The sequence below is a fragment of the Pantoea coffeiphila genome (assembly GCF_016909495.1).
GTDB lineage: Bacteria > Pseudomonadota > Gammaproteobacteria > Enterobacterales > Enterobacteriaceae > Erwinia > Erwinia coffeiphila.
This window is the reverse complement of record NZ_JAFBFW010000004.1, coordinates 239,986-265,739: the sequence shown is the minus strand read 5'-3', so window position 1 is coordinate 265,739 and position 25,754 is coordinate 239,986. Positions and strand designations below refer to the sequence as shown.

The 25,754-nt window shown below is 59.5% G+C and carries 23 protein-coding genes; 12 read left to right on the top strand and 11 right to left on the bottom strand.

Features of this window, described 5'->3' with window-relative positions; translation table 11 throughout:
* Positions 1 to 7: 7 nt before the first annotated feature.
* The 8 genes from JOE09_RS14760 to JOE09_RS14725 form a co-directional block, all read right to left on the bottom strand.
* Positions 8 to 1,474, bottom strand: a complete 1,467-nt coding sequence (locus tag JOE09_RS14760; protein ID WP_205066305.1) for a fructuronate reductase — start codon at positions 1,472 to 1,474, stop codon at positions 8 to 10.
* A gap of 107 nt (positions 1,475 to 1,581) precedes the next feature.
* On the bottom strand, positions 1,582 to 2,766 hold the full coding sequence (gene uxuA / locus JOE09_RS14755; RefSeq protein WP_205066304.1) for a mannonate dehydratase: 1,185 nt from the start codon (positions 2,764 to 2,766) through the stop codon (positions 1,582 to 1,584).
* A 158-nt stretch (positions 2,767 to 2,924) separates the two neighbouring features.
* Positions 2,925 to 3,533 (bottom strand): KpsF/GutQ family sugar-phosphate isomerase, encoded by a 609-nt coding sequence (locus JOE09_RS14750; RefSeq protein ID WP_205066303.1) that lies wholly within the window; start codon positions 3,531 to 3,533, stop codon positions 2,925 to 2,927.
* Positions 3,530 to 5,167: an FGGY-family carbohydrate kinase gene (locus JOE09_RS14745; RefSeq protein ID WP_205066302.1), complete on the bottom strand. Its 1,638-nt coding sequence runs from the start codon at positions 5,165 to 5,167 to the stop codon at positions 3,530 to 3,532. Before JOE09_RS14745 ends, JOE09_RS14750 begins: the two co-directional genes overlap by 4 nt.
* A gap of 15 nt (positions 5,168 to 5,182) precedes the next feature.
* Entirely contained in the window at positions 5,183 to 6,136 is a 954-nt protein-coding gene (locus tag JOE09_RS14740; RefSeq protein ID WP_205066301.1) for an ABC transporter permease, read from the bottom strand.
* Between the two features lies 1 nt (position 6,137).
* Complete coding sequence (locus tag JOE09_RS14735; protein WP_205066300.1) at positions 6,138 to 7,124, bottom strand: ABC transporter permease; 987 nt, start codon at positions 7,122 to 7,124, stop codon at positions 6,138 to 6,140.
* Entirely contained in the window at positions 7,117 to 8,616 is a 1,500-nt protein-coding gene (locus tag JOE09_RS14730) for a sugar ABC transporter ATP-binding protein (protein ID WP_200562949.1), read from the bottom strand. The genes JOE09_RS14735 and JOE09_RS14730 overlap by 8 nt, the downstream gene beginning before the upstream one ends.
* Before the next feature lie 52 nt (positions 8,617 to 8,668).
* Positions 8,669 to 9,655, bottom strand: coding sequence for an autoinducer 2 ABC transporter substrate-binding protein (locus JOE09_RS14725; protein WP_105591230.1), 987 nt, complete (start codon positions 9,653 to 9,655; stop codon positions 8,669 to 8,671).
* 581 nt (positions 9,656 to 10,236) lie between these two features.
* On the opposite strand from JOE09_RS14725, the gene JOE09_RS14720 reads away from it, so the two are divergent.
* Positions 10,237 to 11,421: an MFS transporter gene (locus JOE09_RS14720; protein ID WP_205066299.1), complete on the top strand. Its 1,185-nt coding sequence runs from the start codon at positions 10,237 to 10,239 to the stop codon at positions 11,419 to 11,421.
* Here JOE09_RS14720 and pdxR read toward each other — a convergent pair.
* The gene (pdxR, locus tag JOE09_RS14715) at positions 11,411 to 12,844 is read right to left on the bottom strand and encodes a MocR-like pyridoxine biosynthesis transcription factor PdxR (protein ID WP_205066298.1); all 1,434 of its coding nucleotides are present in this window, start codon (positions 12,842 to 12,844) and stop codon (positions 11,411 to 11,413) included. The two genes, JOE09_RS14720 and pdxR, sit on opposite strands and share 11 nt — an antisense overlap.
* Positions 12,845 to 12,934: 90 nt before the next feature.
* Here pdxR and JOE09_RS14710 point away from each other — a divergent pair, with 90 nt between their 5' ends.
* Positions 12,935 to 13,384 (top strand): rhodanese-like domain-containing protein, encoded by a 450-nt coding sequence (locus tag JOE09_RS14710; protein WP_205066297.1) that lies wholly within the window; start codon positions 12,935 to 12,937, stop codon positions 13,382 to 13,384.
* Positions 13,385 to 13,483: 99 nt separating this feature from the next.
* Here the strand turns inward: JOE09_RS14710 and flk are convergent, their stop codons facing one another.
* Together flk and JOE09_RS14700 are read right to left on the bottom strand one after the other, a co-directional pair.
* Positions 13,484 to 14,497, bottom strand: coding sequence for a flagella biosynthesis regulator Flk (gene flk / locus JOE09_RS14705; protein WP_205066296.1), 1,014 nt, complete (start codon positions 14,495 to 14,497; stop codon positions 13,484 to 13,486).
* A 111-nt stretch (positions 14,498 to 14,608) separates the two neighbouring features.
* Entirely contained in the window at positions 14,609 to 15,505 is an 897-nt protein-coding gene (locus tag JOE09_RS14700) for a DMT family transporter (protein WP_205066295.1), read from the bottom strand.
* A 107-nt stretch (positions 15,506 to 15,612) separates the two neighbouring features.
* Between JOE09_RS14700 and JOE09_RS14695 the strand changes: the two genes are divergently transcribed.
* The 10 genes from JOE09_RS14695 (at position 15,613) to purF (ending at position 25,722) form a co-directional block, all read left to right on the top strand.
* Entirely contained in the window at positions 15,613 to 16,389 is a 777-nt protein-coding gene (locus tag JOE09_RS14695; protein WP_105591236.1) for an AraC family transcriptional regulator, read from the top strand.
* 90 nt (positions 16,390 to 16,479) lie between these two features.
* Entirely contained in the window at positions 16,480 to 17,607 is a 1,128-nt protein-coding gene (gene pdxB / locus JOE09_RS14690; RefSeq protein ID WP_205066294.1) for a 4-phosphoerythronate dehydrogenase PdxB, read from the top strand.
* A gap of 106 nt (positions 17,608 to 17,713) precedes the next feature.
* The gene (locus JOE09_RS14685) at positions 17,714 to 18,724 is read left to right on the top strand and encodes an aspartate-semialdehyde dehydrogenase (RefSeq protein ID WP_205066293.1); all 1,011 of its coding nucleotides are present in this window, start codon (positions 17,714 to 17,716) and stop codon (positions 18,722 to 18,724) included.
* On the top strand, positions 18,724 to 19,539 hold the full coding sequence (gene truA, locus JOE09_RS14680) for a tRNA pseudouridine(38-40) synthase TruA (protein WP_105591239.1): 816 nt from the start codon (positions 18,724 to 18,726) through the stop codon (positions 19,537 to 19,539). Before JOE09_RS14685 ends, truA begins: the two co-directional genes overlap by 1 nt.
* A gap of 29 nt (positions 19,540 to 19,568) precedes the next feature.
* Positions 19,569 to 20,231 carry a DedA family protein gene (locus JOE09_RS14675; RefSeq protein WP_205066292.1) on the top strand — a complete coding sequence of 221 codons (663 nt, stop codon included), beginning with the start codon at positions 19,569 to 19,571 and terminating at the stop codon, positions 20,229 to 20,231.
* Between the two features lie 169 nt (positions 20,232 to 20,400).
* Entirely contained in the window at positions 20,401 to 21,312 is a 912-nt protein-coding gene (gene accD / locus JOE09_RS14670) for an acetyl-CoA carboxylase, carboxyltransferase subunit beta (protein ID WP_205066291.1), read from the top strand.
* A 66-nt stretch (positions 21,313 to 21,378) separates the two neighbouring features.
* Positions 21,379 to 22,641 (top strand): bifunctional tetrahydrofolate synthase/dihydrofolate synthase, encoded by a 1,263-nt coding sequence (gene folC / locus JOE09_RS14665; protein WP_205066290.1) that lies wholly within the window; start codon positions 21,379 to 21,381, stop codon positions 22,639 to 22,641.
* Positions 22,631 to 23,389: a cell division protein DedD gene (gene dedD, locus JOE09_RS14660; protein WP_205066289.1), complete on the top strand. Its 759-nt coding sequence runs from the start codon at positions 22,631 to 22,633 to the stop codon at positions 23,387 to 23,389. Before folC ends, dedD begins: the two co-directional genes overlap by 11 nt.
* Positions 23,390 to 23,683: 294 nt before the next feature.
* Positions 23,684 to 24,169 (top strand): colicin V production protein, encoded by a 486-nt coding sequence (gene cvpA, locus JOE09_RS14655; RefSeq protein WP_105591244.1) that lies wholly within the window; start codon positions 23,684 to 23,686, stop codon positions 24,167 to 24,169.
* A 35-nt stretch (positions 24,170 to 24,204) separates the two neighbouring features.
* A complete protein-coding gene (gene purF / locus JOE09_RS14650; protein ID WP_105591245.1) occupies positions 24,205 to 25,722 on the top strand; it encodes an amidophosphoribosyltransferase in 1,518 nt (505 codons plus the stop codon).
* The last annotated feature ends 32 nt before the right edge of the window (positions 25,723 to 25,754 follow it).

The following is a 25,754-nucleotide window of genomic DNA, read 5'->3' as shown; positions in this document are numbered from 1 at the left end:
CCGGAGGTTAGCGTGCGGCAACCGCAGCGGCGGCTCCGTCATTGAGTAGCTGGCAGTAGGCCACGGTAATCGCATCAACAAAGTGCGGATGCGCCGGTAAGTCGCTGCCGAAGATATCGCCGATGTTCAGCAGGGCACGAACCCGCTCTGCCGGGGTTTGCGGCTGCTGGTGGATGGCTGCGAAGGTGGCGGCCAGCGGGTCAACCACCGCATAGCGCTCGCCGCGATCGTCAACGCCACCGACGTAGCGCATCCACCCGGCCACGCCCAGCGCCAGGTAGCGCCAGTCGCTGCCCTCGCGCAGATGCTGACGAATGGGATCGAGCAGCCGCTGCGGCAGCTTCTGACTACTGTCGCTGGCGATCTGTGCGGTCTGATGCTTCAGCGCCGGGTTGCTGAAGCGCTCAATCAGCCGCGCGGCGTAGCCGGACAGGTCGGTGTCCGGCGGCATGGTCAACGTCGGTGCCTGCTCATCCAGCATCAGCGAACGGGCCGCACGGCGAAACGCCGGATTGCTGACCGTTTCCGCAATGGTACGGTAGCCCGCCAGATATCCCAGGCAGGCCAGGAAGGTGTGGCTACCGTTGAGCATCCGCAGCTTCATCAGCTCAAAAGGCACTACATCGCTGACGAACTGCGCACCGACGCGATCCCACTCCGGTCGGCCGTTGACGAAGTTGTCTTCAATGACCCACTGGTGGAAAGGCTCGCAGGCGATAGCGCAGGGATCGTAAACGCCGAGCTGCTGCGCAATCTCGTCCAGGGTTTCAGCAGTCGCGGCGGGGACAATGCGGTCGACCATGGTGCAGGGGAAGGTGACGTGTTGCGCGATCCAGGCGGCCAGTTCGGCATCACGCGCCTGCGCCAGGCCAGTGACCGCCGCTTTGGCTACGTGGCCGTTCTCACGCACATTATCGCACGAGAGCACGGTAAAGCCCGGCAGCCCCCGACGGCGGCGAATAGCCAGCGCCTCGACCAGATAGCCAATTGCCGACTGCGGCTGCTGCGGATCGGCAAGATCGTGCTGAATCAGCGGATTATTCAGGTCCAGCTGACCGCTGGCGGCACCGGTACAATAGCCTTTTTCAGTAATGGTCAGCGAGACGACCGCCGTTTCCGGCCGGGCCAGCGCCTCCAGGATTGCCTGGCAGCCGTCGGACTGCGGATGCAGGGCTTCTGCCACTGCGCCGACAATATGCAGTTCGGTGCCACCGGCACCGCGTTCGGCAACGGTGTACAGCCGGTTTTGCGCGTTCAGATCGCCAATCAGCTGCGCGCCACGGCCCGACATCAGGCTGACTTCGCAGATGCCCCAGTCGCTGTCGCTGCTGCTCAGCAGCCGGTGGGTATAAAGCGCCTGATGCGCCCGGTGAAACGCGCCGCAGCCAAGGTGGACGATGCGCGGCACAAGGCGTGAAGCGTCCCAGCTCGGGCGTGCAGCATTAACCGTCCCGCTGGCGAGGTTCTGTTCCATAGCAAACTCCTGTTATCCGCTACGCCTGCGCGGCGGCAGGGTCTGCGGGTAAGACGATAAGGCCGGAAAGTGTGATATCGGCAGGGGAGCCCCCCTGCCGCAACGGTTTACTGAGTGAAGAAGGCGCGGTGAATCGCTAATTCAACGCCGCGCATTTCGGCCAGGCCCTTCAGGCGGCCAATAGCTGAATAGCCGGGGTTGGTTTTTTTATGCAGGTCGTCCAGCATCTGGTGGCCGTGATCGGGGCGCATCGGGATAAGATCGTCACTGCCTTCGTCCCGGCGGCGCTGCTCCTCTTCGGCAATCGCTTTGATCACCGCATACATATCCACGTCGCCGTACAGATGCGCGGCCTCATGGAAGGTGCGCGGATTTTCTTCGCGGCGGGTGGAGCGCAGGTGGGCGAACCAGACGCGCGGCGCAAACTCTTTGAACATCGCCACCAGATCGTTCTCGGCAAGCACGCCGTAGGAACCGGTGCAGAAGGTAAAGCCGTTAGCCGGGCTGCTGACTGTTTCCACCATCCACTGCATGTCATCACGGGTGGAGACAATGCGCGGCAGGCCGAGAATCGGGCGCGGCGGATCGTCCGGGTGAACCGCCATGCGGATACCCACTTCTTCCGCCACCGGAATGATTGCCCGCAGGAAGTAAGCGAAGTTTTCGCGCAGTTTGGCTTTATCAATGCCGTCATAGGTCGCCAGCACCTGACTGAACGCTTCCTGCGTATAGCCCTCTTCTGCACCCGGCAGACCGGCAATAATGTTGCGTACCAGCCGCTCTTTGTGTTCCGTGCTCATGCTGGCAAAGCGTTCTGCGGCTTCACGAATCTCTTCCGGCGTGTAGTCCGCTTCCGCGCCTGCGCGTTTCAGCAGATGCAGCTCGAACACCGCAAATTCAATCTGGTCGAAGCGCAGCGCCTTCGCGCCGTCCGGCAGCAGGTATTCCAGATCGGTTCGCGTCCAGTCCAGCACCGGCATAAAGTTGTAGCACACCACGCGGATACCGCACTGCGCCAGGTTGCGTAGGGTTTGCTGGTAGTTGCGGCACCAGAGATCGACCTGACCGCTGTGGGTTTTGATCTCTTCATGGATCGGCACGCTTTCCACCACCGACCAGACGAGTCCTGCGGCTTCGATAATGGCTTTACGCTTGAGGATTTCCTCCACCGACCAGATCTGGCCGTTGGGGATATGGTGCAGGGCAGTGACTACGCCGGTAGCGCCCGCCTGGCGCACATCGGCCAGGGTTACCGGATCGTCAGGGCCATACCAGCGCCAGGTCTGTTTCATGTTGAATTCCTCTTTTATCTGCGGTGAACGGGGTGATGACGCATCCGCCGCGAAGCTGGCGGACGCAAGATCATCTGCTGGCAGATAAAATCGGTCAGGCGAGTAGTGAAGTCAACCAATTATCTTTCATTGGTTGACCCGTGTAACATTTTTAACGATTACTCCTGCGCTTCACGCAGCACCTTACCGACGTTACCGCCGGGATGCACGGCCAGCAGCGTCTCTTTACTGTAGCCGCTGCGGCTCATCAGCGCGGCCACCATCGCGTCGAAAACCGCCAGTACGCTGATAATTGAGGTGGTTGCCAGCATCTGTAACGGGTCGACCTCCTGACTTTTCGGTATCAGCAGCAGCAGGTCGGCCTGCTGCGCAATGGCCGACGCGGCATTTTCAGTGACGGCAATAAGCGTGGTGCCTTTCGCTTTGACCGTCGGCAGCAGCCGCGTCAGCTCGTCCGAGTTGCCGCCGCGCGACAGCATAATCAACACGTCGCCTTCGCGCAGAAAGCCGATATCACCGTGAGCGGCATCGGCCGCGCTCAGCCAGATAGCCGGGTGCTCAATGCAGGCCAGCATATGGGCGATTTTGCGCGCGGCAATGCCGGAGGTGCCGATGCCGGTGACCGCAATTTTTCCGCGGCAGCTTGCCAGCGCGTCGAGCACCGCCTGCCACTGCTGGCGATCGAGGTCGGTTTCCAGCGCGGTCAGCGCCTGGCGATAGGTCTGCCAGGCCGTCGTCGCCTGCTGCCAGTCGGGCAGGGAACTCATGAGCCCTCCTGCATCATCTGGCGATACTTCATCTGGTCGTGATACATCTCGCGGAACACCTGATACTTGCGGTCGTAGTAGCGTTTGATTTCGTTGGTCTGCGGCGTCACGGTCTTGCCGATGCGGCTCATGGCGTTCATCGCTTCCGGCAGCGTGTCGTACACGCCCGCGGCAACGGTGCCCATTATCGCGCCGCCCAGCAGCATCGCCTCGCTCTCTTCGGCCAGCAGCATGGTGCAGCTGGTGGCGTTAGCGTGCTCCTGCACGAAGATCGGGTTCTTGGTGCCACCGCCGCTCGCCATAATGGTATCGATGCTGTAGCCGCTCTGGTTCATGGTTTCCACGATATGGCGTGTGCCCAGCGCAATCGCCTGAATGGTCGCCAGATATTGCAGTGCCATATCCTCCGGCGTGCGGGAGAGTTTCAGCCCGGTCAGCATGCCGGTCAGATGCGGGTTAGCGCGCGGTGAGCGGTTGCCGTGGAAGTAGGGCAGCATATGGATATCGCGGGTGAGGAAGGCGATCTGATCCACTTCTCCGGCCATCTTGCGCAGCAGCTCGTTCAGCACCTCGTAGATGGTTTTCCCCTGGCTTTTTCCCTGTTCACGCAGCGTGGTGTAGCACGGATGCGACTGGATAATATGGTCAATCAGCGCGCCGGTGGCCGACTGGCCGCCTTCGTTCAGCCAGAAGTCCGGCAGCACCGCCGAGAAGTATGGCCCCCAGACGCCCTTGATAAAACGTGGCTCGCGGGAGATGGCCATATGCCCGGTTGAGGTGCCGCCAATCAGCGCGATGCGGCGGTCGAAGTCGGCCAGTTCGCCGGAAGGGCCGGAGGCACCCAGCGTGCCCAGGCTCCCGGCGTGGGCATCGATGATCGAGGCGCTGACCGCCGTGCCCGGCAGCAGCCCCAGCTCCAGCGCGGCGCGCTGGGTCAGACCGCGGCCCAGCGGTTCGCCCATGCTTTTCACTTCGCTGCCGATCTTTGCCATATCGTGCTCAAGCAGGTCTTCCAGGCCAATTTCGCGGAAGTAGCTGGCATCCCAGCCCTCTTTATGCGCCAGATAGGTCCACTTACAGACCAGCGAACAGAGCGAGCGCGTGGTATCACCGGTGGCGCGCCAGGTCAGAAAATCGGGCAGGTCGAACAGGTGGCCGATATTATTCCAGCTGCCCGGCATATGCTGTTTCAGCCACATCAGTTTCGGCGTTTGCATCTCCGGGGAGATCACCCCGCCCACGTAGTCCAGCACTTCATGCTGCATGGCGTTGATGCGCTCGGCCTGCACGATGGCGCGGTGATCCATCCACACCACCACGTTCTGCTCATTGCGGCCGGACGGGCTGACCGTCAGCGGCTGCCCCTCTTTATCCAGCACCACCAGTGAACAGGTGGCATCAAATCCCAGCCCCTTGATCTGTACCGGGTTGATATTGCACTGGTTAAGCGCATCGCGCACCGACTGGCACACGGCCTGCCAGATATTATCCGAGGACTGTTCAACGAAGTCCGCCTGCGGGCGATACAGCGCGATTTCGCGGCTGGCCTGGCCCATCATTCGGCCGGTAATATCGAAAATGCCCGCGCGTGCGCTACCGGTCCCTACATCCACACCAATGTAATAGCTGCTCATTTTTTCCCTCGATAATCAGTTTTTGCGATTCTGTAGCGCAATAAACAGGATAAGTACGCCGCCCCAGAGTGCCATGGTCAGATAGCTACTGACTCCCAGCAGATTCAGTCCGCTTTCCAGCATTTGTAAGACAATCAGCGCCAGCACCAGCCCGATAACCCGGCCAAATCCGCCGTCCGGGTTAATGCCTCCCAGCACCGAGGCCAGAATGGTTACCAGCAGCCAGGACTCGCCGTAGCCCGCCTTTGCCGAGTTAAACATCGACATCATCAGCAGCGCCGCGCCCCAGCTCATCAGGGCTGACAGAACGTAAACGGTAATCAGCACGCGGGTGGTATTCACGCCGCTAAAGCGGGTGGCCTGTAAATTCGACCCGAGCAGCAGGATGCTGCGGCCCAGCGTGGTGCGCTCCAGCAGCAGCCACAGCAGGGCGGCCACGGCCAGGAACAGCAGCAGCGACAGCGGAATACCCGCCAGCGAACTGTTGCCAATCGCCTGAATTACCGGCGGGAAGCCGGAAATCACCGCACCGTTGGTCAGCAGAATATTCAGCCCGGCAATCAGCGTCATGGTGCCGAGCGTAGCCAGAATCGGTGATACGCCAATGATCGCAATCAGCACGCCGTTCAGTACGCCGATAGCCACCGCCAGCAGCAGTCCGGCCAGCAGGCCAATCGCCAGCCAGGCTGGCTGATCGGGATGGGCAACGATAATCGCCGCCATCACCAGCGAACAGGCGTTGGCACTGGCGATAATCGACAGGTTGATACCGCCCGTCAGCATCGTGACGCCCATACCCAGCGCCAGCAGTCCCAGCACCGGCAACTGCCCGGCGATAGACTGGAAGTTACCTGAACTAAAAAAGCGTGAACCCAGCGTCAGGGAAAACAGCACCAGCACGATGGCGATCATCAACAGCTGCAGGCGAATAATCCGGTCGCCTGGCAAAACCTTCAGCAGACTTTGCATCTTAATTCCCCTTAACCTGTTTGCGTTTCTCATTCCACGCCGTTGCACTGACGCTGAACAGAATAATCGCGCCGCTGAAGACCATGTGCCAGTAGGAGGAGACGGCCAGCAGCGTCAGTCCGTTTTGCAGGAAGGCCAGCAGCAGCACGCCAAGCAGCGTCCCGGTCAGCGAGCCGCGCCCGCCGCTCATACTGGTGCCACCGAGCACCACCGCCGCCAGCACCGTCAGCTCATAGCCGACCAGTGAATTAGGTGCCACCGACTGGGTAGTCTGGGCCTGAACGACCGCCGCCACGCCCGCCAGCAGGCCCATATAGCCATAGACCCGTAAGTGCAGGCCGCGCAGATTAATCCCGAGGCGTGCCGCCGATTCGCGGTTGCCGCCCATGGCGAAGATCTGCCGACCCAGGCGGGTGTAGTTCATCAGGAATCCGGTCACAATAAAGGTGCCCAGCAGGCAGAGCAGCGGCAGCGTCAGGCCGTATTCATAGCCGTCGGCGGCGGTGAAGGAGAACCAGTTGATGCCGTTCATAAACCAGTCCGGGAAGCCGTACAGCCAGGTGCCGCCGGTGAACCACACCAGCAGGCCGTAGAACAGATTCAGCGTGGCGATGGTGATAATAATCGCCGGAACTCGCAGCAGATAAACCAGCAGCCCGTTCACCATGCCCAGCAGCAGGCCGACGAGCATTGCTACGGCAAATACGCTGATCAGATTGCCGCCGTGGGCCAGCATAGTGCTGGCCGTCACGTACTGGGCGATAGCGGTCATCGCCGGGAAGGAGATATCGATCCCACCGGCAATCAGCACCACAAACAGACCGCAGGCCAGAATGCCGAGAATGGCATAGCTGGTGGCCACGTCGGTCAGGTTACCGAGGGTTAAGAATTCGCTGGTGCGCAGGCTGAGACCCACTGCCAGCAGCAGGATCAGCATGCCCAGCCAGAACTCGTGATAGCCGATAAGCTGGCGTAATTTATTATTCATTGACCACCCCGGCGATCTCTTCTTCGCGGCACTGGTGTGGTGCGAAGCTGGCAACCAGCTCGCCTTTGCGCATCACCAGTATCCGATGGCTGTTGTAGTAGGCTTCCGGGATCTCATCGCAAATCATCAGCACCGCCATGCCCGATTCGGCCAGCTGGCGCGCAATGCGATAGATCCCTTCCTTATTAGCGATATCGACGCCGACGGTCGGCGAGTCGAGGATCAGTACTTTCGGCTGCGTCGCCACCCATTTACCGATCGCCACGCGCTGGGCGTTACCGCCGGAGAGCGTCTGCACCGGCAGCTGGCTGTCGGAGACTTTGATATTCAGTTCGCGGATCAGATCGGCCGCCTGCTGCCGCGCCTTCTGGCGATCCATCAGGCCCAGCCCGCCGCGCAGACGATCGAAGATCGACACCAGCAGGTTGTCGAAAATCGACTGCGGCATAATCAGCCCTTCGCTCTGGCGATCTTCCGAAACGTAGGCGATACCGTGGCGGATGGCGTCGCGGTTGTGGCGCAGCGTCACCGGCTGGCCGTCAACGATTAGCTCGCCGCTGTCCGGTTTGCTGATGCCAAACAGCGACAGGCACAGCTCAGTGCGTCCGGCCCCCAGCAGGCCGACGATAGAGACGATCTCGCCGCGCCGCAGCTGTAAATTGATATTCTGATATTCGTTGCGGCGGCTGAGGTTGCGCACCTCCAGCAGCGGCGTTTCGTCGCCGTCGGCGCGCTGCGGCAGGTGGCTGAAGCTGAAGCGCTGGCCGGTCATCAGAAACGCCAGCTCATCGCTGTCCAGCTCGCTGGCCTGCCAGGTGCCGACCAGCTTACCGTCGCGGATCACGCTGATGCGGTCGGAGACTTCCATCACCTCGTCCAGCTTGTGGCTGACGAATACCACGCAGATCCCGGCGGCCTTCAGCTCGTTGACCACCCGCAGCAGGCCGTTAACTTCATGACGAGTCAGGGAGGCGGTTGGCTCATCCATAATCACCAGGCTGGCTTTGGCGGCCAGCGCCCGGCAGATGGCGACCAGCTGGCGATCGGCGATCGACAGTTTTTCCACTTTGCGAGACGGATCGAGGTTAACCCCGATGCGGTTCATGGTGTCCACCGCCAGCTGACGCATCGCGCGGCGATTGACCAGCAGGTCGCCGCCCGGCAGCATCCGGTGGATGGCGATGTTTTCCATCACCGTCAGGTTCGGGAACAGCGACAGATCCTGATAAATCACCTGCACGCCGTAGAATGAGGAGAGCGCCGGAGTAAGGCGCGGGAAACGCTTGCCGTCAACGCTGATATGCGAGCCTTTATCGGGCTGATAAACGCCGGAGATCACTTTGATCAGCGTGCTTTTACCGCAGCCGTTTTGCCCGGCCAGGCAGTGGACTTCACCACGATTCAGCGTCAGCGAGACGTTATCCAGCGCGCGTACGCCCGGGAACGATTTGCTGATATTTTCCAGCGAAATAAAGGTATTTTGCGTGGCCATAAGTTAGTGCCCTGGTGTTGGGGAGGGGCCAGCAAGCGCTGGCCCGAATCAATCAAAAGCCGAGGGATGCTGCGTTGTCTTTGGTGACTTCCAGAATGCGGTTGAAGCGGATGACGTGATGTTCCATGTCCACATCCGCCTTGCCGATGCCGTCGATGGTCAGGTCAGGCGTGACCTGTTTGCCGTCCAGCAGCTGATCTGCCAGGCTGACCAGCGCGAATCCGGCATCTTTCGGGTCCCACAGCAGCGCTTTTTTGATATCGCCGGAGGCCAGATATGGCGCTGCCTGAGCCGGCATCGCAATGCCGACCACGGCAATTTTGTTTTTCGCACGCTTGCTCTTCACGGCCTGACCGGCACCGATTGGGCCGAGGGAGCCAAAGCCGATAATACCTTTCAGGTCCGGGTAGGTGCGCATCAGGTCAAGCGTGGTGGCGTAGGATTTATCAATGCTTTCCGCCACCGGCAGGCGGGAGGTGACTTCGTGCATGTTAGGATATTTTTCTTTCTGGTATTTAATCGCCGCATCCGCCCAGGCATTGTGCAGAGGCACGGTCAGCGAACCAACGTAAATGGCATAGCCGCCCTGGCCGCCCATCGCGCTGGCCAGTTCATCCATGTTCTTCTCGGCGTACTTCACGCTGTCGATGGTTTCCACATCCCACTGGCCGATCTGCTGGTCCGGTGATTCGTGAGTCAGCACGACAATGCCCTGATCGCGGGCTTTTTTCAGCACCGGTTCCAGTACTTTGGCGTCGTTGGGCACCACGATAATCGCGTCGACTTTTTTGGCGATCAGGTCTTCAATCACTTTAACCTGCTGCGCCGGATCGGCGGTGGAGCCTCCCACCTGATAGGCGTTGACGTCGAGTTTTTTCGCCGCCTCATCCACGCCTACGGCCATGCGGGTGAACCAGGGAATGCCGGTCACTTTGGCGACCAGTGCAATATCGTGTTTCTCCGCCGCCATCAGCGGGGTGGTTAACAGCATGCAGGCGGAAACAACACATGCATTCAGTAATGCGAGATTGAATTTCATAGCAGTACCTTTGTTTTGTAGGGCGTGTTTTTGTCAGGTAACGGGGTTTTAACAACGGCACCAGGATAGCAAGAACGATTTGCAGAAGATCTGAGCGGAAGGGGATTATGTGATCGGTAACTTTTTATGTTTATTTATGTAAGTTATTTGGTTAAATAATTGTTAATTTAATTCATCTGGTAGTAATTTTACGCCAAATTTAAGTTGCTAATTTGTTATTTAATTCAAATTTTATAACATTTATGCATCATTTTGCCGGGTGAGTCCGCTGTTTCGGGCATGAATGGGCATTTAGAGCATAATTCAGGCGATTTTGTTATCGGAATTGCGAGGATTATCCCATTTTGCTTTCCGGTGGCGGTCTGTCTGACGAGAATAAAGTTGGAAATAGTTACGTTATTTTCATACAAAGCGCAGCCAGTCCCTCAAAATTTGTGAATGCGAGGCATCTCACGATCTCCGTTTTCATTTATTGACGAAATGAAATCTAACAGCCAATATTTTCATCTTTGAAAAAAAAATTCCATATCATTGCCGCATCCTTCAGCGGGCAGCGTGGGTTTTCCTCAGGAGAAGTAAGCATGTCGGTCAGTGTTGAAGCGCGCCCTGCGCAGGCTACCCGCGAGCTGGCGCGGATTTCGTTTGCCGTTTTCCTTACCTATCTGACCGCCGGGCTGGCGTTGCCGGTGATCCCGCTTTACGTCCATCAGGAGCTGGGCCTCAGCAACGTGATGGTGGGCATCGCGGTCGGCATTCAGTTTTTTGCCACGCTGCTGACGCGCGGCTATGCCGGCAGGCTGGCCGACCAGCGCGGCGCTAAACGCACCACCGTGCAGGGGATTCTGGCGCTGGCGCTGGTTGGCGTGGCCTATCTGCTGGCGGCTTTTCTACCGCTGCCGGTGGCCGGAAAGTTTGCGCTGCTGGTGGCGGGCAGGCTGCTGCTCGGCTTCGGTGAAAGTCTGCTGCTGACCGGCAATCTGACCTGGGGAATGGGACTGGTGGGGGCGAAACGCTCCGGTCAGGTGATGTCGTGGAACGGCATGGCGATTTACGGCTCGCTGGCCGCCGGGGCACCGCTGGGCCTGATGCTGCACAGCCAGTGGGGCTTTATGGCGCTGGGCGCGGCGACGATCCTGCTGCCGCTGGTGGCGCTGCTGATTAATTTCAGCATCAGAGCGGTGCCGGTGCTGGGTGGCGAACGCCCCTCTTTGTGGAAAGTGGTGGGGCAGATTATGCAGCCCGGCTGCGCGCTGGCGCTACAGGGCACCGGCTTTGCGGTCATTGGTACGTTTACCTCGCTCTATTTTGCCGACCGTCTGTGGGGCAATGCCGGATTTGCGCTCACCGCGTTTGGTGTGGCGTTTGTGATGGTGCGAATTTTCTTCGGTGGTCTGCCGGATCGGCTGGGCGGCGCGCGGGTTGCGCTGGTCTCGCTGGGCGTTGAAGCGCTGGGCCTTCTGCTGCTGGGCATTGCGCCGAACGGCTGGGTGGCGCTGGCCGGGGCGGCTTTGACCGGCTGCGGCTGTTCGCTGGTATTCCCGTCGCTGGGCGTTGAGGTGCTGAAGCGAGTCGCACCCCAGGTGCGCGGCACTGCACTGGGCGGATTTTCCGCCTTCCAGGATATCGCCTACGGTGCCAGCGGCCCGCTGACCGGCATACTGGCAACCACCTTCGGCTACGGTTCGGTGTTTCTTGCCGGAGCCGCCTGTGCGGCACTGGGCATCATCGTCACCTTCAGCTTCGCCCGCAGCGCGGTCAGTAGCTGAGACGAGCCAGCTTATCGACCGCCCGGGTGATTTCATTCGGCTGCAGCGCCGAGTATCCGAGTATCCATCCCTCGCGCGCCTCGCTGCCCGGCTGGTGATAGAGCGGCGACAGGCGCGGCAGCAGCAGCCCCTGCGCGGCTGCCTCTTGTGTCAGCCGCTGCTCTCCGCCGTGGTTTAATTGCACGGTGAGCTGTAATCCTCCCTGATGGGCCAGCGGCGTCAGCCTGTCGCCCAGCTTTTCCGCCAGCTCCCGGCGGAGCAGGTCGCGGCGGCTGCCGTACAGCTGGCGCATCAGCCGCAGGTGGGCGGCAAAGTGGCCGTGCTGAATAAAATCGGCGGTCACCGCCTGCATCAGCTGTGCGCTGTGGCCGTCCATCATGCTGCGCAGTCGGCAAAGCGGGGCGATCAGCGCATCGGGCACCACCAGATACGCCAGCCGCAGCGAGGGGAACAGCACTTTGGAGAAGGTGCCGAGGTACAGCACCCGCGCGTTATCCTCCAGCCCCTGTAGCGCAGGCTGCGGATTACCGTCGTAATGAAATTCGCTGTCGTAGTCGTCTTCAACCAGCCAGCAGCCGCTGCGGCGGGCAAACTCCAGCCACGCCAGCCGACGAGGCAGGCTAAGGGTGACGCCGGTGGGATACTGATGGGAAGGCGTCAGATATACCAGCTTGGGTGCCGCTTGCGTAGCAGGCACCGCGCCGCGTGCATCCACGCTGATACCACTCACTTGTGCGCCCGCGCTGCGAAAGGCATGCCAGGCCCCGGCATAGCCCGGCTGCTCCAGCCACACCGGGTCGCCGCTGTCGCACAGCAGCAGCGCAATCATCTGCAATGCCTGCTGTGAGCTGGTAAGGATCATCACTCGCCCGGCGCTGCATCGGACGCCGCGCGACTGCCCAAGGTAGTCCGCCACCGCCTCTCGCAGCTGCGGTAGTCCCTGCGGATCGCCGTAGCCCATCAGCTTTTCCCCCTCCAGCCGCTGCCGCTGCTGCATTAACCGCCGCCAGGTACGGTGCGGAAAAGCGCGTAGATCCGGCGACCCGGCAGCAAAGGCCTGCGGAAACTGCGGGTCGTTACAGCCGCCGCCGCGATCGATCAGGCCGCCGCGCGTGGAAAGCTGCACCGGTGGAGACGTCACCGGCCTGACGGGGGCAGCTGGTAAATCGCTGGCCACAAACGTCCCGCGCCCGGTTTGTCGGCTCAGATAGCCCTCGCTTTCCAGCTGGGCATAGGCGGCTTCAACCGTTACGCGAGATATCGCCAGATCCTGCGCCAGCAGGCGGGAAGAGGGCAGACGCGCAGCAGGGCCGAGTACACCGCTGCGGATGGCTTTGCGCAGCATCGCGCAGACGCGCTCGCGCAGCGTGGCGGCCTGCTGCTGGCCCAGCAGTGCCAGAAACGGCACGGCGTTATGCGGCATATGGGTCTTATCCTCTGTTGATTAATGGTCTTACTGTTAAGGCCAATCTGGCCCTATCATGGCAGCACTTACTGCAAGAGGATATTCATTATGACGTCATCCGCCGTTTTACAGTTCCCGCCGCTGCCACCCGAACAGAGCGAAGCCCATCTGCGGCAAAAGCTGGCCTGGTATGCGGACGCCTGGGATCTGGCGCAGGATTTAGCGCAGGGGATCGAAGAGATTGTGGCGATCGACACGCGCTCAGCGGAGCAGTATCAGGCCGGGCATATCTGTGGGGCTGTCAGTTTCCCCCATCGCACTATGACCGCCGAAACCCTGGCGGTACTCGATCGCAGCAGGGTGTACGTGACCTACTGCGACGGTATCGGCTGCAACGGTTCAACCAAAGGCGCATGGAAGCTGGCGGCGGCGGGGTTTCAGGTCAAAGAGTTGATCGGCGGACTGGATTTCTGGTTGCGCGACGGCCATCCGGTGGCCACCGGTGACGCGCCGGGCAGCTGGCCGGCAGCGGCAGCGCTACCTGACTGCGGTTGCTGAACAACAGCAAACGATAGCATTGCAGAACGCTGATGGGTAAACCGCTGCCGGTGACTGCCATTGTTTCACTGCGCTGACAGAACCGAAAATGACGAGCCGTTACAGCACAGCCCACAGCAGCAGCACGACCAGCAGCAGCAGCGAAAAGGCGGTAAACACCGGGCGGCGGCTGAACGGTTGCAGCAGGGGCGGCAGCGTACTCCACAGCGGCTGCGGCGTGACATCTTCCCCGGCACGCAGCTGCGCTGCGCGATGCTTAAACAGCGCATTCAGCAAATCCTGCACCTGGGCGGTACTCAACAGCGTCAACGGCTGCGCGTTAAAGCGCTGCTGGCAGTGAACTTCCAGCAGGCGCAGCTCGGCGGCATCCGGCGGCTGCTTCAGTGCGGCGATCAGCTGGCCTAGCGTCGGGTTGCCGTGCTGGCTCAGCGTGTGGCTGGCCTGAAGGTACTGGGTCAGCAGTGGGAAAAATCGTGAAGGGATCGGATCGCCGCTCTGCAGGTTCACCACCTTCATCAGCGCTGCCCACAGCTTCACGGGCGACTCGCCGGTCGCGGCCGCCAGACGGGCAATCTGCAAATTCAGAGCCTGATGTTCGGCCGGAAGCAGCGAGCGATCGGTCACCCGATTCTGCTGCGGCTGCGGAATCGTCATCTGCCCGTTTTGCAGCATGGTCAGCACCTGACGCAGCTGATCGGGGTTCAGCGAGCTGAGCACGGTCTGGCCAAACTGCTGGCGGATAAAATCGCTGACCGCCTGTCGATTATTCCCGGCGGGCAGCAGCTCGGTCAGCTGCTGCTGAAGCTGCCGGGTAGCATGGGTGTTCTGCACCTGTGCCAGACGGGTATTCAGGAACTGTTCGGCCAGCGGAAAATGGCGAGCCAGCAGTCCGGCATCGTTTTTCACGCCCACCTCATGACGCAGCCCGGCCCACAGTTCAACGGATTTCAGCGAACTGAGAGACATGATCTTGACGATCAGCCGTTCCAGCGTGGTGCGCTGGGCAGGGGAGAGCGGTTGGTCGCCGGAGGCACTGCGCGGCGTATCGGACAGAGGGGCGATCGTCGGACGATCGCCGGGAGATGGCGCTCCGGGGCCACTTAACGGTTGCATGGCGAAAATCCTTCAGTCGGGTTCCGGGGCGTGCCGTAACAGAGAAAATAATGCCACATGATAACAATCCCCCCCGGCGATCGAAAGGCCACCGGGCGGGAATAAGGTGCATTATCCCTGTTTTTTATCCTGATGGCTGCGTGCGAGCGGCATTCTCAGCTGCTGGGCGAGGATTACGCCAAGCAGGGTCACGCCGCCGCCAATAAAGTGGTAGGCATGCAGACTTTCATGCAGGAAACCCACGGCGATAACGGCGGTAAAAATCGGTGCCAGATTCATAAAGATACTGGCAGTACTGGCCCCGAGGCGCATCACGCCCTGAATCCAGACGAATGGCGCAATGATCGAGGCCGGGATAGCGGCAAACAGCACCAGCGGAATATTGTGCATATTCAGCGATACATCCGGTGCCATCAGGAAACCTGGCGTCAGCAGCAGGACGCCAAACAGGATCTGCATCCACAGGCTCTGCCAGTTCGGTAGCGGGATCGCCCAGCGTTTGGTTAACACACCGTACAGCGCATAGGAAGTGGACGCCGCGAACATCATCAGCTCACCTTTGCCCATGCCGTGGGTCAGCAGCTGCGCCGGATTGCCCTGGCTCACCAGCCATACCAGCCCGCCGAATGACAGCACGCTGCCCAGCAGAATGCCCACGGTGGGTGCCAGCCGCAGGATAAAGATGCTCAATAACACCGTCAGCAGCGGGATCAGCGCGTTAAGAATACCCATAAACAGCGCGCTGACGCTGTGCGCGGCAAAGTACGCCAGGCTCTGATAGAGCACCATGCCCAACAGGCCGAGGATTAGCAGTTTCCACCAGACCCGGGCGATCTGCTGCCGGTGCCGCCAGACGCCGGGCAGCGCGAAGGGAGCCAGCACGACGAGGGCAATCAGCCAGCGATAAAAGGAGATAGCCGCAGGATCGATTGCGCTGGCCGACATTTTGCTGACGATGGCATTAATTGACCAGATTAGTACGGCCAGCAGGGGAAACATAAAATTCATCAGGTTCTCGCGTTGTTGTCTTCACAGTCCAGAGGAGGCCAGTGTAATATTGTCTCATTGAAAACAAATAATGATAATCAGACATTATTGCTCTGGGACCGGACAAGATGATTCAGCAACTGACTTACACCCCGCCGGAGAATGCCGCCGAGATGACGCTGTTTTTCCGCTATGAGCAGACCAATGCCCAGACGGAGTATCTGCCCCACAGCCACAGCTGGGGCCAGGCGATTTTTGTAAAATGCAACGTGCTGGAGATGCAGGTAGAGGGCGAGCGTCTGTTAACCCCGGCCAATATTCCCATCTGGATACCCCCCGGAAAGATCCACGCCAGCTATAACCACCGTCAGGCCTTTTTCCGCACGCTGAACATCGCCGGTTCGCTGTGCCATCAGCTGCCCGATCGTGCCTGCCTGCTCAGAGTCAGTCCGATTGTGCACGCCATTATGGACGATATCGCCGCGCGCGAGCTGCTGGTGCCGGAAACGGCAGAAGATCGCCGTCTGGGTGAGGTGCTGCTCGATCAGCTGCGGCAGGCGCAGATCGGCCCCAGCTACCTGCCGTCGACCAGCGATAAATATCTGGCCCCGGTGTTACAGGCGCTGGAGCTGAATCCGGCCGATAACACCACGCTGGCGCAGTGGGCCAGCCGCGTGTACACCACCGAACGCACGCTGTCGCGCCGCTGCCAGGCGCTGCTGGGAATGTCGTTTAGCGAGTGGCGGCAGCGCCTGCGCTTTTTGCACGCCGTGGCGCTGCTTGAACAGGGCAAGAGTGTACAGGAGGTGGCGCTAGAGCTGGGCTACAGTTCGGCATCGGCGCTGATTGTGATGTTTCATCAGCAGTCAGGCACCACGCCGGAGCGCTATCGCCAGCGCATCTGAGGGGGCAGCTTTCGGGCAAACGGGGGGTTATTCGGCAGGGGGCTTTATGGCAGAATAGCGCTCCTTATTAAGCCAGACTGGATACCGCTAGTGAAAATCCTCGTTGATGAAAATATGCCGTATGCGCGTGAGCTGTTCAGCCGTACCGGCACCGTGGTTGCTGTTCCCGGACGCCCAATCCCGGCGGCGGAGCTGGATGATGCCGACGGCCTGATGGTGCGTTCGGTGACCAAAGTGAACGCCGCACTGCTTGACGGTAAGCCGGTTAAATTTGTCGGCACCGCAACAGCAGGCACCGATCATATCGACGAGAACTATCTCAACCAGCAGGATATCGCCTTCTCTGCGGCTCCCGGCTGTAACGCCATTGCCGTGGTGGAATACGTTTTTTCCGCGCTGCTGCTGCTGGCCGAACGCGACGGCTTCCTGTTGAAAGATCGCACCGTCGGCATCGTTGGCGTTGGCAACGTTGGCGGACGCCTGCAGGCGCGGCTGGAAGCATTAGGCATCCGTACGCTGCTGTGCGATCCGCCGCGCGCCGATCGCGGGGATGCGGGCGAGTTCCTGCCGCTGGAAACGCTGGTGGCCGAAGCCGACGTGCTGACCTTCCATACCCCGCTGTTTAAGCAGGGGCCGTACCAGACGCTGCACATCGCCGACGAGGCGCTGCTGCGGGCGTTAAAACCCGGCACTATCCTGATCAACGCCTGCCGTGGCCCGGTGGTGGATAACGCCGCGCTGCTGAACGTGTTGGAGCAGCGCGACGATCTGAGCGTGGTACTGGATGTCTGGGAGCCGGAACCGGAACTGTCGCTGCCGCTGCTGGATAAAGTGGATATCGCCACCGCCCATATCGCCGGTTACACGCTGGAAGGGAAGGCGCGCGGCACCACTCAGGTGTTCGAGGCCTGGACGCAGTTTATCGGCCAGCCGCAGCAGGTGCCGCTGGACACACTGCTGCCCGCCCCGGAATTCGGCACCATTACCCTGCGCGGCGAGCTGGATCAGCCAACGCTGAAACGCCTGGTGCATCTGGTGTATGATGTGCGCCGCGATGACGCACCGCTGCGCCATGTGGCCGCCATTCCGGGTGAGTTTGACCGCCTGCGGAAGAACTATCTGGAACGCCGTGAATGGTCATCGCTGCGGGTCGTGTGCGACAACGCCGAAACGGCCTCGCTGCTGGCGAAGCTGGGTTTTAATGCGACCGGTGAGTAAGTATTTGTAAAACAGTGCGTTCCCCTCCCTTTATGGGAAGTATTCTGAAACATTGCGGTGTTCCGGCACCGCACTTTTTTTGTGTCATTATCTGGAGTAAACCAACATGTCTGACGGCTGGAATATCGCGCTATTGGGCGCAACAGGCGCAGTAGGGGGAGCTTTACTGGAATTACTGGCTGAACGCCAGTTCCCGGTTGGTGAGCTGTATTTACTGGCAAGCGAGCGCAGCGCGGGCGAAGTGCTGCGCTTCGAGGGTAAATCGGTGCGGGTGACCGATGCGGCAGACTTTGACTGGTCACAGGCGCAGCTGGCGTTTTTCGCTGCCGGCCGTGAAGCTTCCGCCCGCTATGCGGACGATGCCGCCAACGCCGGATGCCTGGTGATTGACAGCAGTGACCTGTTCGCGCTGGAGCCGGATGTACCGCTGGTGGTGCCGGACGTTAACCCGCAGGTGCTGGCCGACTACCGAAACCGCAACATTGTTACCGTAGCGGACGGCTTAACCAGCCAGCTGCTGAGCGCGATCAAGCCGCTGGTTGATAATGCCGGGCTGGGCCGCTTACAGGTGACCAATCTGCTGGCGGTGTCTTCCCACGGTAAGGTGGCGGTAGATTCGCTGGCCGGTGAGAGCGCGCGTTTGCTGAACGGTATGCCGGTGGAAGAGAGCCACTTCGGCCGCCAGCTGGCGTTTAACCTGTTACCGCTTCTGCCCGATGCCGAAGGCAGCGTGGCGCAGGAGCGTCAGCTGGTGGAGCAGGTGCGTAAAGTGCTGCAGGACGAAGGTTTACCGATTGCGGTCAGTACCGTGCAGGCACCGGTGTTCTACGGTAACGCTCAGATTGTACATATCGAAAATCTGCGCCCGGTTTCCGCCGAAGAAGCGCGTGAAATCCTGCTGGAAGCGGAAGATATCAACGTCACCGATGAAACGGATTATCCGACGCCGGTGGGGGATGCCTCCGGCAGCGCGCACCTGAGCATCGGCTGTCTGCGCAACGATTACGGCATCCCGGAGCTGCTGCAGTTCTGGTCAGTGGCCGACAACGTGCGCTTTGGCGGCGCGCTGATGGCGGTGAAAACGGCCGAGAGGCTGGTGCAGGAGTATATGTACTGATGTCGGACATCAACGTGCCACAGACGGTGTATAAGCTGGCGCTGGGCATTGAATATGATGGCAGCCAATATTATGGCTGGCAGCGACAGAACGAAGTGCGCAGCGTGCAGGAAAAGCTGGAGAAGGCGCTGTCAAAGGTCGCCAACCATCCGGTGGTGGTGTTCTGCGCTGGCCGCACAGATGCGGGCGTCCACGGCACCGGTCAGGTGGTGCATTTTGAAACGACCGTACAGCGCAAGGACGCGGCGTGGACGCTCGGTGCCAACACGAATCTGCCGGGCGATATCGCCGTGCGCTGGGTTCATGCGGTGCCGGATGATTTCCACGCGCGCTTCAGCGCCACCGCGCGGCGCTACCGCTATGTGATTTACAACCAGCGGCTGCGCCCGGCGATCCTCGGCGGCGGCATGACCCATTTTTATCATCCGCTGGATGTGGAAAAAATGCAGCGTGCCGGTCAGTGCCTGCTGGGCGAGAACGACTTCACCTCGTTCCGCGCCGTGCAGTGCCAGTCGCGCACGCCAATGCGTAACGTGATGCATCTGAACGTCAGCCGCCACGGCGCTTACGTGGTGGTTGATATCAAAGCCAACGCCTTTGTTCACCATATGGTGCGCAATATCGTCGGCAGCCTGATGGAAATCGGCTGCGGGAATCAGCATGAAGGCTGGATGGCCGAGCTGTTAGCGGCGAAAGACCGGACGCTGGCGGCCGCGACGGCGCGTGCGGAAGGGTTGTATCTGGTCGCGGTAGATTACCCCGATCGTTTTGCTTTACCACGTCCACCGATGGGACCTTTGTTCCTCGGGGATTAATCTGGCCTGGATTTCTAAAGGAAGCCTTTATGGAACTGATTCGTTTTGTTGTCGATTTCATTTTGCATATCGACGTCCACCTCGCGGAGCTGGTGGCGCAGTACGGCGTGTGGGTTTACGCCATCCTGTTCCTGATCCTGTTCTGCGAAACCGGGCTGGTGGTGACGCCGTTCCTGCCGGGCGATTCACTGCTGTTCGTGGCCGGGGCGCTGGCTGCACTGCCGGGTAACGATCTTAACGTTCACACCATGGTGGCACTGATGGTGGTCGCGGCGATTATTGGCGATGCGGTGAACTACACTATCGGGCGGCTGTTCGGCGATAAGCTGTTCAGTAACCCGAACTCGAAAATTTTCCGCCGCAGCTATCTTGATAAGACCCACGCATTTTACGAGCGTCACGGTGGGAAAACGATTATTCTTGCTCGCTTCGTGCCAATCGTTCGTACTTTCGCGCCGTTTGTGGCCGGAATGGGTAAAATGTCCTATCGTCATTTTGCTATTTACAACGTATCGGGCGCGCTGCTGTGGGTGCTGCTGTTTACCTATGCCGGTTATCTGTTTGGTAACATGCCGATGGTGCAGGAAAACCTTAAACTGCTGATTGTGGTGATTATCCTGCTGTCTATTCTGCCGGGTGTCATCGAAGTGTGGCGTCATCGCCGTGCGGCGCGTCAGCAGAAACAGCAGTAACAGAAATCATCAGGCGATACCCGTCCGACCAGATTTTTATCCACAGTCACGGGCGGTTATGGTTTAATGAGCGACAATTTATGGTTTGTGCCGCCGGCTTTTTTGCGGCACAAAAAAGAAAAACTGGCTTACCCTGCGGGGAAACCAGGTTCAAACAGAAAGGTCATCAATGAGCTGGATTGAACGAATTCTCAATAAGAGCACAATCACCCCATCGCGTAAGGCAAGCATTCCTGAAGGCGTCTGGACCAAATGTGACAGCTGCGGGCAGGTTCTTTATCGTGCCGAGCTGGAGCGTAATCTGGAAGTCTGCCCGAAATGCGATCACCATATGCGTATGCATGGTCGTGACCGCCTGAACAGCCTGCTGGACGAAGGTTCAACCACTGAACTGGGCAGCGAGCTGGAACCGAAAGATGTGCTCAAGTTCCGGGATTCCAAAAAATACAAAGATCGTCTTGCGGCTGCTCAGAAAGAGACCGACGAAACCGACGCGCTGATCGTGATGAAAGGTAGCCTGCATGGGATGCCGGTTGTTGCCGCGGCGTTTGAGTTCTCCTTTATGGGTGGCTCAATGGGTTCCGTGGTTGGCGCGCGCTTCGTGCGTGCGGTTGAGCGGGCGCTGGAAGATAACTGCCCGATGATCTGCTTCTCCGCTTCCGGCGGTGCGCGTATGCAGGAAGCGCTGATGTCGCTGATGCAGATGGCGAAAACCAGTGCTGCACTGGCTAAGATGCAGGAGCGCGGTCTGCCGTACATCTCCGTGCTGACCGACCCAACCATGGGTGGCGTCTCTGCCAGCTTCGCGATGCTGGGCGATCTGAACATTGCTGAACCAAAGGCGCTGATCGGCTTTGCTGGTCCACGCGTTATTGAGCAAACGGTACGTGAGAAATTGCCACCGGGCTTCCAGCGCAGTGAGTTCCTGATTGAAAAAGGCGCGATTGATATGATCGTTCGCCGCCCGGTTATGCGCTTCAAACTGGCCAGCCTGCTGGCTAAAATGATGAATCTGCCTGCCCCGCAGGAAGAAGAAGTCAAAGAGGCCGAAGCGACCGGCCCACAGAGCCAAGAGGCCTGACCGATGATGAGAAAGAGGTCTTCGGGCCTCTTTCACCAATGAACCGTAACTTTGTGAACGGGACACATGGATAATCTTCCTCAAGCCACGTCGCCTCTTGCCACGTGGCTTTATTATCTTGAGCATTTACACTCTCAGGCTATTGAACTCGGGCTGGATCGTATCCGCCGGGTAGCCACCTCACTCGATCTGTTAACACCCGCTCCGAAGGTCTTTACCGTTGCCGGTACGAACGGCAAGGGCACCACCTGCCGCACGCTGGAAACCGTACTGATGGCTGCCGGTTATCGCGTGGGCGTGTACAGCTCTCCACATTTAATCCGCTACACTGAACGTGTACGTATTCAGGGCGAAGAGCTGGCCGAGTCGGCGCATACCGCGTCGTTTGCGGCCATCGAAGCCGGGCGCGGAGAGACCTCGCTGACCTATTTCGAATACGGCACGCTGTCGGCGCTGTGGCTGTTTAAGCAGGCGCAGCTGGACGTGGTCATTCTCGAAGTCGGTTTGGGTGGGCGGCTGGATGCGACCAATATCGTTGATGCGGACGTTGCGGCGATCACCAGCATTGCGCTGGACCACGTTGACTGGCTTGGCCCGGACCGCGAAAGCATCGGCCGTGAAAAGGCCGGAGTGTTTCGCCAGGGGAAACCAGCCATTGTCGGGGAACCTGATATGCCGTCAACCATTGCCGACGTGGCGCGAGAGGTTGGCGCGCAGCTGCAGCAGCGCGATCGCGACTGGTCTTACAGCCTGACCGACGGCGGCTGGTCGTTCCACGATGCCAGCGGCAGCATTGACAACCTGCCGCTGCCGCAGGTGCCGCTGCCGAATGCCGCCACCGCGCTGGCTGCACTGCGGGCGTCGGGTCTGTCGATTGATGAGGCCACTATTCGTGCCAGCCTGCATCAGGCAATCCTGCCCGGCCGCTTCCAGACCGTGGCGCATTCACCGCAGGTGATTCTGGACGTGGCGCATAACCCGCACGCGGCCGCATATCTTGCCGGTCGGCTGGCGGAACTGCCGCAGCGCGGTAAAGTTCACGCGGTAGTGGGAATGCTGCACGACAAAGATATCGCCGGGACGCTGGCCTGCCTCAGTCCGCAGGTGGATTACTGGTATTGTGCACCGCTGGAAGGCCCGCGCGGTGCTTCTGCCGAGCAGCTGGTTGCCCATCTTAGCGGGGCGCAGGCGTTTGGCTCCGTGGCCGATGCCTGGCATCAGGCGATGCAGCAGGCGGCGGAACAGGACATTGTGCTGGTGTGTGGGTCATTCCACACCGTCGCACACGTAATGGAAACGATGACAGCGGAGAACGGCAGTGGCAAGTAAGTTTCAAAACCGTTTAGTCGGCACCGTTATTATTGTTGCGCTGGGCGTGATCGTGCTGCCCGGTCTGCTGGATGGTAAAAAGAAACACTATAAGGAAGAGTTCGCGGCCATTCCGCTGGTGCCGAAACCAGGCGACCAGCAGGAGACCGAACTGGCACCGCCGGTAACGCAGTCGCTGCCGGCGCAGCCGCCGGAAGGGGCAAGCGAAGCCATCAGCCGTGCCGACGGGGAAAATTCCTCGCAGGCCGACAGCGGATCGACCGCGCCGAAGTCGAACAATCAGCCCACGCTGGTTTCGCCGCCGCCGGTGCAGCAACAGCCTGTCCAGCAACCGGTACAGCAGCCGCCGAAAGTGGTTGAAAAGCCGAAGCCGGTAGAGAAACCGAAACCGGTGGAAAAACCGGTCGAGAAGCCGATTGAGAAGCCTCCTGTTCAGCAGCAGCAGACTCAGCCTAAGGTGGAAACGCCTGCTGAGAAACCGGCTGCCGCTGAAGCCGCACCGACCGGCCAGGCGTATGTCGTCCAGCTGGGTGCGCTGAAAAATGCGGCCAAGGTAAACGAAATCGTCGCGCAGCTGCGGCTTTCGGGCTATCGTGCTTTCACCGTGCCAGCAACGCCGGTTGCCGGACAGATCACCCGTATTTATGTCGGGCCTGATGCGTCAAAAGCCAAAATGCAGGCGGCAGTCGGTGAGCTACAGGGCATCTCTGGTCTTGGCGGCGTCGTCAAAGCCTGGGGCGCGCGCTAACCGTCGCGGTAGATTGTGCGGCCACAGCAATCGCTGTAACAGGTGCCACCCGTTGAAGAGCGGCGTGGCACCGGGCTGTGTCTGGCCGAAGGCAACATGATATAAAGCAAATCAACGAATTGCATTCTGGCGTGGTGAGCGGCAGGAATGTCGCCCACCCGACGGTTTTTTCAGCGTTTTCGTTTATTTAAAACGACGCAGGAAAACCCTACGCAAACGTTTTCTTTTTCTGTTAGAATTCGCCCCGAACTGGATGCAGGGGCGTTTTCACGATTACTGTCACTGGAAGAGTTCATGGTCTGGATAGATAACGTCATTATTGCGGTTATAGCTTTTTCGGCTCTGGTTAGCCTGATCCGTGGGTTTATTCGGGAAGCACTTTCTCTCGTCACCTGGGGATGCGCATTCTTTGTCGCCAGTCATTACTTCTCCTACCTTGCCGTCTGGTTCACAGGATTTGAAGACGAGCTGATTCGGAATGGAATCGCCATTGCAGTGTTATTTGTTGCCACGCTAATCGTTGGCGCAATCGTTAACTATGTAATTGGTTCGCTGGTTGAGAAAACCGGCCTGTCGGGTACCGACAGAGTACTGGGCGTCTGTTTTGGGGCACTGCGTGGCGTACTGATTGTGGCCGCTATGCTGTTTTTCCTCGATACATTCACCGGCTTTTCCAAAAGCCTCGACTGGCAGCAGTCGAAGTTAATCCCTCAGTTCAGTTACATCATCGGGTGGTTCTTTGACTACCTGAAGAGCACGTCGAGTTTTTTGCCCCGGTAATCGCACCGGGGTTGCGGCTATGAGGAAATGTCAATATGTGCGGTATTGTCGGGATCGCCGGTTTTATGCCGGTCAACCAGTCGATTTATGACGCGTTAACGGTGCTTCAGCACCGTGGGCAGGATGCCGCAGGCATCGTTACCATCGATGCATTAAATTGCTTCCGCCTGCGTAAAGCAAACGGTCTGGTCAGCGATGTATTTGAAGCCCGCCACATGCAACGTATGCAGGGTAATATGGGTATCGGCCACGTGCGTTACCCAACCGCAGGAAGCTCCAGCGCTTCTGAAGCCCAGCCCTTCTATGTGAACTCTCCTTACGGGATTACACTGGCCCATAACGGCAACCTGACCAATGCGCACGAGCTGCGTAAAGAGTTGTTTGAAACCGGTCGCCGTCATGTAAACACCACGTCGGATTCTGAAATCCTGCTGAACATCTTTGCGCAGGAAGTGGATCGTTTCCAACAGGACCCGCTGGAAGCCGAAAATATCTTCTCCGCCGTTGCCGCCGTGCATCAGCGCGTGCGCGGTGCCTATGCCTGCGTAGCGATGATTATCGGTCACGGTCTGGTTGCCTTCCGCGATCCGAACGGCATTCGCCCGTTAGTGATCGGCAAGCGCGCGCTGGTTGATGGCCGTACCGAGTATATGGTGGCCTCTGAAAGCGTGGCGCTGGATACGCTGGGCTTTGAGTTCCTGCGCGATGTTGCCCCGGGCGAAGCGGTTTACGTGACTGAAAAAGGTCAGCTGTTCACCCGTCAGTGCGCTGAGAATCCAAAGGTTAACCCGTGCCTGTTCGAATACGTTTACTTCGCGCGCCCGGACTCCTTCCTCGACAAGATTTCGGTGTACAGCGCCCGCGTGCGTATGGGCACCAAGCTGGGTGAGAAAATCGCCCGCGAGTGGGAAGATCTGGACATCGACGTGGTGATCCCAATCCCTGAAACCTCCTGCGATATCGCTCTGGAGATGGCACGTATTCTTGATAAGCCATACCGTCAGGGTTTTGTGAAAAACCGTTACGTTGGCCGTACCTTTATCATGCCGGGACAGCAGCTGCGCCGCAGTGCGGTCCGCCGTAAGCTGAACGCTAACCGTGCGGAATTCCGCGGTAAGAACGTGCTGCTGGTGGATGATTCCATCGTGCGCGGTACCACCTCCGAGCAGATTATCGAAATGGCCCGTGAAGCCGGTGCGAAGAAAGTGTACCTGGCGTCGGCGGCTCCGGAAATTCGTTTCCCGAACGTCTACGGCATTGATATGCCAAGCGCTACCGAGCTGATTGCTCACGGCCGCGAAGTGGAAGAGATTCGCCAGCTGATCGGTGCCGATGCGCTGATTTTCCAGGACCTTGACGATCTGATCGAAGCGGTGAAGGAAGAGAACCCGGATATCGCCCAGTTCGAATGTTCGGTGTTCAACGGTATTTACGTCACCAAAGACGTCGACCAGCAGTACCTTGAGTATCTGCAGTCGCTGCGTAATGACGATGCCAAAGCGATGGCGCGTCAGAACGAAGTCGAAAACCTGGAAATTCATAACGAAGGCTAAGCGCTTCGCGGTGTAAGCAGGTAAGATGGGCC